The organism is Ruegeria sp. SCP11 (assembly GCF_040329455.1).
GTDB classification, from domain to species: Bacteria; Pseudomonadota; Alphaproteobacteria; order Rhodobacterales; family Rhodobacteraceae; genus Ruegeria; species Ruegeria atlantica_E.
Genome location: NZ_JBDZYG010000007.1, coordinates 277,452 through 285,744, shown reverse-complemented (window position 1 = coordinate 285,744; position 8,293 = coordinate 277,452). Strand labels below are relative to the sequence as shown.

The 8,293-nt window shown below is 57.0% G+C and carries 8 protein-coding genes; 6 read left to right on the top strand and 2 right to left on the bottom strand.

Annotated elements, in window-relative coordinates:
• The first annotated feature begins 497 nt into the window (after positions 1 to 497).
• From ABLN94_RS13435 to ABLN94_RS13420, 4 genes are all read left to right on the top strand, one after another.
• Positions 498 to 1,250: a 5-oxoprolinase subunit B family protein gene (locus ABLN94_RS13435; RefSeq protein ID WP_352993074.1), complete on the top strand. Its 753-nt coding sequence runs from the start codon at positions 498 to 500 to the stop codon at positions 1,248 to 1,250.
• Positions 1,247 to 2,245, top strand: a complete 999-nt coding sequence (locus tag ABLN94_RS13430; protein WP_352993072.1) for a biotin-dependent carboxyltransferase family protein — start codon at positions 1,247 to 1,249, stop codon at positions 2,243 to 2,245. The genes ABLN94_RS13435 and ABLN94_RS13430 overlap by 4 nt, the downstream gene beginning before the upstream one ends.
• A 12-nt stretch (positions 2,246 to 2,257) precedes the next feature.
• On the top strand, positions 2,258 to 3,019 hold the full coding sequence (locus ABLN94_RS13425; protein ID WP_352993070.1) for a LamB/YcsF family protein: 762 nt from the start codon (positions 2,258 to 2,260) through the stop codon (positions 3,017 to 3,019).
• Between the two features lie 151 nt (positions 3,020 to 3,170).
• Positions 3,171 to 4,418 carry a hypothetical protein gene (locus tag ABLN94_RS13420; RefSeq protein WP_352993068.1) on the top strand — a complete coding sequence of 416 codons (1,248 nt, stop codon included), beginning with the start codon at positions 3,171 to 3,173 and terminating at the stop codon, positions 4,416 to 4,418.
• 69 nt (positions 4,419 to 4,487) lie between these two features.
• On the opposite strand, the gene ABLN94_RS13415 is transcribed toward ABLN94_RS13420, so the two are convergent.
• Both ABLN94_RS13415 and ABLN94_RS13410 read right to left on the bottom strand, forming a co-directional pair.
• The gene (locus ABLN94_RS13415) at positions 4,488 to 5,870 is read right to left on the bottom strand and encodes a D-alanyl-D-alanine carboxypeptidase family protein (protein ID WP_352993067.1); all 1,383 of its coding nucleotides are present in this window, start codon (positions 5,868 to 5,870) and stop codon (positions 4,488 to 4,490) included.
• Between the two features lie 281 nt (positions 5,871 to 6,151).
• On the bottom strand, positions 6,152 to 6,853 hold the full coding sequence (locus ABLN94_RS13410) for an HAD family hydrolase (RefSeq protein WP_352993065.1): 702 nt from the start codon (positions 6,851 to 6,853) through the stop codon (positions 6,152 to 6,154).
• A 93-nt stretch (positions 6,854 to 6,946) separates the two neighbouring features.
• Between ABLN94_RS13410 and clpS the strand changes: the two genes are divergently transcribed.
• Positions 6,947 to 7,291, top strand: coding sequence for an ATP-dependent Clp protease adapter ClpS (gene clpS, locus ABLN94_RS13405; RefSeq protein ID WP_352993063.1), 345 nt, complete (start codon positions 6,947 to 6,949; stop codon positions 7,289 to 7,291).
• A gap of 28 nt (positions 7,292 to 7,319) precedes the next feature.
• Complete coding sequence (locus tag ABLN94_RS13400) at positions 7,320 to 8,285, top strand: class I SAM-dependent methyltransferase (RefSeq protein WP_352993062.1); 966 nt, start codon at positions 7,320 to 7,322, stop codon at positions 8,283 to 8,285.
• Positions 8,286 to 8,293 lie beyond the last annotated feature (8 nt).

Genomic DNA, 8,293 nt, shown 5'->3' with positions numbered 1-8,293 from the left:
CTCAGTCCCTAAGATGCCCCCAGTCTCTCCTGAGCGTCTCAACCGTCTTTCCAGTCCGTCTGGCCGTCTCTCCGACCCGTCAGCACCGCCTCAGCAGCGCCGGTGAAGGGGGTTCTAAGGTTTACTACAAACCTCCGCAAGCAGAAAATTACATCTTGCGCGTTTTTTTTGCGATTTTCTGTTTTATCTATATTTTACATTCACTTAATTCGTTTTCGATCACTGCATTTCGCCGCATATCTTCGCGGAACTCAGCGTGACCCGATCCGCCAGCAGACGTTCGACTCGGCGCCCACCCTAGATATAGTGAGTCTACCAATCACAGCCACAAGACAGCACCGAGTCGGATCACTCAAACCGATTCAGATTCCGGCCAAAATTCCCGACTCACCGCGCTCGGGAAGGATGAAAAAGACAAAGGACACATACCGGGTCTTGCGCATCGGTCTCGGATACGGTCACCTCGCCACAACGACATGCCCGAGCCCATAATCAAAATGAAACCTACGCACGCTTCTGCATTTCCTTGCATTCGAACGGTTGGCCTGGACGGATTGCTGGTCTCGTTCGCCGACACCATGGCAGAACCCTCGAACCGGGCGGCGCTGGCGTTTCGCAATGCTATCGACACTCTGAGATGGGATGGAGTGATCGAGACATCGGCCTCGCTGGCTTCAACCTACATCCGGTTTGATCCCTTGGTCCTGCCCCATCTCGAAATGCGGAGGCAGGTGGGACAGGTTTTGCATCAGCAGGACTGGTATCAGGCCGCTCTGCCCGCAGGGCGGCACTTGTGGCAGGTGCCAACCGTATACGGTGGAGACCTTGCGCCCCAGCTAGATGAAGCTGCGGCTGCTGCCGGGTTGTCTCCTACCGAAGCCATAAAGCGACTGAGCGAAACCCGTGTTCGCGTTCTGACCATCGGGTTTGCGCCCGGACAGCCGTATCTCGGACCACTGGGGCCAGAATTCAACATCCCGCGCCTCAAGGAACTGACACCGATGGTACCGGAAGGCGCACTGGTTTTGGCGATCTCGCAATTTGTGCTGTTCTCCGGGCCGACCCCGACCGGGTGGCGGCATGTGGGCCAAACCGCGTTTCGCTGTTTTCGTCCGGAAGCCGAGCAGAGCTTTGCCCTGCGTCCCGGCGATGAGATGCAGTTCCTTTCCGTAACACGCGAAGAACTGGAGAGCGTCCAATCGACCAATGATGGTTCAGGCGGCGCTACCTGTGAGGAGATCCCGGCATGAGCCTGAAGGTCCACTCGATAGGTCCGGCCTGTACTGTACAGGATCGGGGACGGACAGGGTATCTGGATCAAGGTCTTTCGCGTTCAGGGGCGGCAGATCTATTGGCGCTCTACGAAGGGGCCGCTCTACTGGGGCAGAGCCCAGACTGCGCGGCACTGGAAATGGCGGGGATGGGGGGAACTTTCGAATCCACTCAGCAGATCTGCATCGCCCTCACTGGTGCGCCCATGCAAGCGAGCATTGATGGTACCCCGATTGTCTGGAATGCCGCATATTCTATGGAGGCCGGCCAGCAACTGATGATCGGGGCCGCGAAGCACGGCAACTATGGCTATCTGCACATAGGCGGGGGGATTGATACGACAGTGTTTCTCGGGTCTCGCTCAACGCACCTCACAGCAAACGTTGGGCGCGCAATACAAGCAGGGGATATACTGCCGACCAGTTTGCACTCGGGAAGCGCCGGTATGAAGTTGCGACTTAACGACCGGTTTGCCGGAGGCACCTTGCGCGTGCTGGCCAGCTTTCAGACCCCCCTTTTCAATCAGGAAACGCTGGACCGCTTTACCCAGACCACGTTTAGTCGCGGGGCGCGAGCAAACCGGATGGGGATGCAGTTGGACAGCGATGGCGAGGGCTTTACCGCGAAAGGCCAGCTGAACATCTTGTCCGAGGTGATTACCCCTGGCGACATTCAAATGACCGGTACCGGGAACCCCTTTATCCTGCTGCCCGAATGTCAGACGACCGGAGGATACCCCCGTATTGCCACCGTCCTGCCCTGTGATTTGCCGCGCGCAGCGCAAACCCCCGCGGGCGGGCAGGTACAATTCGAATTCGTGACTATGGATGAAGCCGTTGCCCTGCACGCAAAGTATCAGTCAGATTTGGCGCGGCTGGGCGCACTGATTGAACCTTTGGTCCGCGATCCGCATGATATCCCGGACTTGCTGTCCTACCAATTGATCGGCGGAATGATCTCTGCCACTGAGTAAGGAGTATTGCCGATGCCTAATGTCGATCTGAATGCCGATATGGGAGAGAGCTTTGGCCCCTGGAAGATGGGTGATGACGAAAGCCTGCTGAAAATCATCACTTCGGCCAATATCGCCTGCGGCTTTCACGCAGGCGACCCGGACGTTATGGCGAAGACTATGGCGCTGGCCGCCGAAAACGGCGTGGGCATCGGCGCGCATCCCGGCTTTCCCGACCTTCAGGGCTTTGGCCGCCGCAATATGAAGGTGCCCCACGCCTCGCTGCGCAATCTGGTTCGCTATCAGCTTGGCGCGGCTATGGGTGTGGCTAAGGCCGTCGGCACCAAGGTCCGGCATCTGAAACTGCACGGGGCGCTGGCCAATATGTGCTCGGTCGATATCGACATGGCCCGGGCCTGCTACCAAGGCGCGCTGGATGTGGATCCGGACATTATCATTATGGTGCTCGCTGTCACCAAACAGGAAGAAGCGGTTCGCGATTTGGACTGCAAATGGGTCGGAGAGATCTTTGCGGACCGCGCTTACAATGATGACGGTACGCTGGTGGATCGCAGCCTGCCCGGCGCTGTCATCCATGATCCCGAACTTGCCGGCTCGCGCATTCTGAACATGGTTCGCGAAGGGGCCATCATCACTGAATCCGGCAAACGACTGGAAACCTCGATTGACACGATCTGCCTGCACGGGGATGGCCCGACCGCGGTACAGATCGCCCGATCGGTACGCGAAAACCTGATCGCAGGCGGGGCCGAAGTGACAAAATTCATCCGATAGTCACGCAGGCGTAAGACCTGCAGCACACCCTCTTACTGTTGCCCACTCGGATTTCAGGCCCTAGCATGCCTGCAAGTGCATGTTCTGATTATTGGAAATCCAAGCAAGGCCACGTCCGGGTAGCGCCGGGTCTGCGCAAGGAGGGAAATTTATGTCTTTCGATTTGATGTCTTATGAACCCCGGGGCGACAAGAAGAACTCGGATTTCTTTCAAGAATACCTGCCGAAGATCTACGAACGCCGCACAAATTCGGGGATCGCCGATCAGGTGGGCGCAATGCGTGCGATTGTCCTGCAGGTCGAAACTACGGCGCTGTTCGATACGCTGATCGAGCTGTATGTGATGACCCCCTACCGCCACACGGCAACCTATCTGGGACAGACCCACAAATTCTCGGTCCTGCATTCGCATTCCGATTACCCGGCCATGATCGTTATGGCTCCGCTGAGCCCCAGCTTTGAGGACTTTATCCCCCGCATCAACCGGATGTACCCGCTGGCACGGAACACCCCGCAGACCCGCTATGTCGGAGAGATTTATGGTGCCGAGGATTTAAAAACTCTGACCAAAACCTTGGAAGATCAGAATATCCGCTTTGAATATAGCGGCGACACTGAAAACCCGTTTTACACACTCGACGGATTCAGGTTCACCACACCGTCGGACTTCACCTGCAACCGGGTCGGATATTCAACACTGGATTTCAACGACCCTGACAGTCTGAGCCTGGGCGACCGCATCCTGCTGAGCGATGCGGAACAAGCGCAATTGGATCAGGCCGCCGCCTTCGGCACGGATAGCAAGATCGCCCCGCTGATGCTGGGGATCGACCACCTGGCCACACGCATTCTGGCCGGTGAGCGTGAAGATGCGATCCTCGAGTTCCTGACCATGGTGCCCTATTATTTCTGGGGGGCGTATAACATCTTCGACATGAATTCCTCGACCAACGTGAACCGAAACGCGGATGTGGATGATGACAAGAAATCCCCGGCCAAGGTGTTTACCGCGAATAACACGCCCTCGTTTGTAAATTCCTTCGAGCAACTGCCCATGCCCACCGAAGACTTCGTCCGGAATTTCGGCCGCCGCCTGCATCACATGGCCGTCGAAGTTCAGGATGGCGATCACAATGCCGGCGAAAAGAACGTCGATTTCGTAGTCAATACGCTTAAGGACAAGGGTGTGCCGTTCCTGGCCCATGTCGTCGGCGAGTGCAAAGATGACCCTAACCTGAAGCAGATTTTCTCGAAACACTCAAAGCACACGCTGCTTATCACTGAGTATATCGAGCGTTGTCATCACTTTGACGGTTTCTTCACCAAAGACAACGTGGCGGCCCTGACAGCGGCCGCCGGGCAGGATGAGCAATACCAGCACGGCCACGTTTTCGACTAGACCAAAGTGAAAAAAGGGCTGCGAGTTTCCTCGCAGCCCAGACCCATCCAGGAGAAAACATGTCGGATCTTATGATGGTCCGATCATGAAACAGGTGACATTCCGGGCCTGAAGCCTGCGGCAAGCCAGATCAGCCTGTTCGCGGGTCATGCCTTGGAATGTCGCTTCGAAACCGCGCGAGCTTTGGTTCACTTTGCGCAGCGTACCTTCCAGAGTGGTCATCTCCGACAGGGCAGTTTTCAGCAGAACTTTCTCGGCCTCGTATCGGGTGGTGTAGCGGCCCACGTTGACGCCCCACAGATGCCCCCCCGATGTAGACAAGCGTGTGACGATTTCCTGTTCGGGCTCAGGCTCGATGATCGGGTCGGTTGAAGCCAAAACCAAATCGTCCGGGCGCGAGGTGGGACGTGTCGTGTCGTCGGCCGGCGCCTTGATATCCGCAGCTGCGATCGCAGCCGCGATACCATTCTGAATACGCGCGCCGTTTTTGGCAGCGGTTGCGGCTACAGTGCCTGCAACCTGCACCGCAGCCCCCGGCCCCGGTCGCAACACAGGGCGTAGGCTCGAGTTCGGCGCTCCGGTCAGGGCAGCAACCGTTGCCCCCAAACCGACATTGCCAGCATAGGCCGGGCGAGCTGGTTTACGAATTGGCGCGCGTGACGGGGCACGACGAAAACCCATATCCAACAGTTCAGCCACTTTGGCGTTGCGGGATGCGCCGGACTTACCACCAAAGACGGTAGCAATAATGCGTTCATCTTTGCGCTTGGCCGAGGCAACCAGATTGAATCCCGCAGCACGGGTGTAGCCGGTCTTGATTCCGTCTGCGCCCTTATAGGCAGCCAGCAAACGGCGGTTTGTGTTAGGAACCGTTTTGATCCCCGCATGGGTCGATTGACGCGAGAACAGGTTATAGTACTGCGGGTAATCATAAAGTAGGTGGCGACCCAGTGTGGTCATGTCGCGCGCGGTGGACAGGTGGCCCGATTCTGTCAGGCCATGCGCGTTTTTAAAGGTCGTCCGGCTCATGCCCATCGCCTTGGCGGTGCGGGTCATGCGGCGCGCAAAAGCGGCCTCGGAGCCACTGATCGCAATGCCGATGGCGGTGGCGGCATCATTTGCCGACTTAACCGCAGCCGCACGGATCAGATAGCGGAACGCGATAGTTTGGCCCGTACGAAGACCTAGCTTCGAGGGCGGTTCGGACGCTGCTTTTTTAGTGATGCGAACCGGCGTATCCAATTCGATCTCTCCATTCCGCACCGCTTCGAACGCGATGTAGAGCGTCATCATTTTGGTCAGAGAAGCCGGATGCAACCGCGTATCAGCGTTGCGCGAATGCAGCACCTCGCCGGTGCGTGCGTCGATCACCATCGCCGCATAAGGCGCTGCAACCCCTTGCAATGGCGCAAACGAGAGCAGCCACAAGCATGCTATAAGAAATAAGCCCATTCGGGCCGGAACTGTCCGCCGAACCTGCACGATCTTTGCCTCTGTCTACCTCACGCCGCCGGGTTTTCCCGGTCAGCTAAAAAATTATTTTATTAGCGATCAGGCTAACACAGGGGTCCGGTGAAATAAACAAAAAGCTCATAAATTCACGGTTTGTTAAGCCGGACGACCCACACTACATGTGGCCGAGCACGACCAGAACCCCACCAAATCAATGAAAATGACCAGAATTTGTCGCCGCCCAACACTGTTTTTTTCGCAACTGAGACCAATCAGCAACATCAGCTCAGTTCATGAACAAGCTCTGCAAGCTGACCCAAATTCTGCAATTCGTGGAATCGCGGGTTATCAGATGGCTTCTCAGCTTTCTCGACTTCCCAGACCAGCCCGTGCGGCACATACACGCCCCAGCACCCTGCCTGAATTGGTGCCACCACATCCGAGCGCATTGAATTACCGACCATCATCGCGGCGGCAGGACCACCTTTGTATTGATCAAAAATCTGCCGGTAGGTCTGCGGCCTTTTTTCAGACACGATCTCGACCCCGTCAAACAACTCACCCAAGCCCGACTGCGCCAGTTTCCGCTCCTGATCAATCAGATCACCCTTGGTAATCAGCACGACTTGATGCGTCGCCGCCACGCTCTCAATTGCGTCACGCGCAAAAGGCAGAAGTTCGATTGGGTGGGCCAGCATCTCTTGCCCGGCTTCGATCAATTGACGAACGACCGAGGCTGGAACGCGGTCCTCTGTCACTTCTATGGCGGTTTCGATCATCGACAGAGTAAAGCCCTTGATTCCGTACCCGTAGTGCCGGATGTTTCGCTTTTCGGCCTCCAACAAGCGCTCCAACAGGTGGTCCCGATCGGCATGATCGGCCAACAAATCCGTGAAATAGGCCTGCGTGAGCTGAAAAAATCGCTCATTGTGCCATAAAGTATCATCCGCATCGAAACCGATTGTGTTAAGGTTCTGACCCATGTCGAATACGTCCTGCAGGCTCTTTTCTCTGGCCTGTTCGACGTTATATAAGCGCTCAGATAAATCGAAGCCTGAATCGGACAGTAGGACGCGATGCTTGAACACCAATGGATGATGTCTGACAAATCGGACGACGACGACGGCGAGTCGTCCGTTCTGGTTGAGACGCGCCCCAAGACCAAGCGTCCGCCGCTGTACAAGGTTCTGCTGTTGAATGACGACTACACGCCGATGGAGTTCGTCGTACACGTGCTGGAGCGCTTCTTTGGTATGACCCACGCGCAAGCATTCGAGATCATGCTGACCGTCCACAAAAAAGGCGTCGCAGTCGTTGGCGTGTTCAGCCACGAGATAGCCGAAACCAAAGTGGGTCAGGTCATGGACTTTGCCCGCAGGCACCAGCACCCCTTGCAATGCACAATGGAACGGGAAGAGTAAGGCTGCGCCGCTCTGACCAGTATCGCTTATGTCCCCTCGCCTTGATCTCGCCCTGCAAAGCGGTCTGACGCTGACGCAACCGCTAACGGTGCTTGGGCCTTCATTGACCAGTGACTTGTCAGCTTTGCCCCGTGAGACGCAGGTCGTGCAGCCCTTCAAACCCTTTCACGACCATTTCGCCAATCTGGGATTCTCAGTTACCCCAGAAGCGCAAGGCCCTTGCAACGACGCAATCGTAGTCTTGCCGCGCGCCAAAGCATTGGCTCGTTCGATGATTCAACAGGCCTGCACCCTTGCCAGTGGCACAATTGTCGTGGACGGCGCCAAGACCGATGGCGTGGATAGTCTACTGAAAGACATTCGCAAGCGCGTTTCGATCGAGGGGCCAATCTCGAAGGCGCATGGCAAGATTTTTTGGTTCCAATCGGATGCAAAGGCGTTCGTCGATTGGGCCGCGCCCGAGCATCAGACCGTTGACGGCTTCCAAACCGCGCCCGGTGTTTTTTCCGCCGATGGCGTCGATCCGGCCTCGGCCCTGTTGCTGTCGGCATTGCCTGACAAGCTGGGTGCACGCATCGCCGATCTGGGCGCCGGATGGGGATTTCTTTCGGCAGGCTTGCTGCAGGCCCCCGGGCTGAAATCGTTGCATTTGGTCGAGGCCGATCACACCGCCCTGACCTGCGCCCGCGCCAATGTATCCGACCCCCGCGCGCAATTTCATTGGGCTGACGCAGTAACATGGCGCGCGTCCGAGCCCATAGATTCCGTGGTGATGAACCCACCCTTTCACACATCACGCAATGCCGATCCGGCGCTGGGGCGAGGCTTCATCACCTCGGCTGCTAAGAACCTCACCCGAAATGGTGCACTGTGGTTGGTGGCCAACCGCCATCTGCCCTATGAAACCACGCTGGCCGACACTTTTGCCCAGGTCGAAGAAGTGACCGGCGACAATCGGTTCAAGGTCTTTCATGCCTCTCGCCCTCGACGGTGATCCCGGCT

What these genes read in the sequence shown, in the direction of transcription:
- ABLN94_RS13415 (WP_352993067.1), bottom strand. Translation starts at nt 5,870, where the DNA reads ATGGGCTTATTTCTTATAGCATGCTTGTGGCTGCTCTCGTTTGCGCCA.
- ABLN94_RS13400 (WP_352993062.1), top strand. Translation starts at nt 7,320, where the DNA reads ATGTCCCCTCGCCTTGATCTCGCCCTGCAAAGCGGTCTGACGCTGACG.
- clpS (WP_352993063.1), top strand. Translation starts at nt 6,947, where the DNA reads ATGCTTGAACACCAATGGATGATGTCTGACAAATCGGACGACGACGAC.
- ABLN94_RS13425 (WP_352993070.1), top strand. Translation starts at nt 2,258, where the DNA reads ATGCCTAATGTCGATCTGAATGCCGATATGGGAGAGAGCTTTGGCCCC.
- ABLN94_RS13410 (WP_352993065.1), bottom strand. Translation starts at nt 6,853, where the DNA reads ATGGGTCAGAACCTTAACACAATCGGTTTCGATGCGGATGATACTTTA.
- ABLN94_RS13430 (WP_352993072.1), top strand. Translation starts at nt 1,247, where the DNA reads ATGAGCCTGAAGGTCCACTCGATAGGTCCGGCCTGTACTGTACAGGAT.
- ABLN94_RS13420 (WP_352993068.1), top strand. Translation starts at nt 3,171, where the DNA reads ATGTCTTTCGATTTGATGTCTTATGAACCCCGGGGCGACAAGAAGAAC.
- ABLN94_RS13435 (WP_352993074.1), top strand. Translation starts at nt 498, where the DNA reads ATGAAACCTACGCACGCTTCTGCATTTCCTTGCATTCGAACGGTTGGC.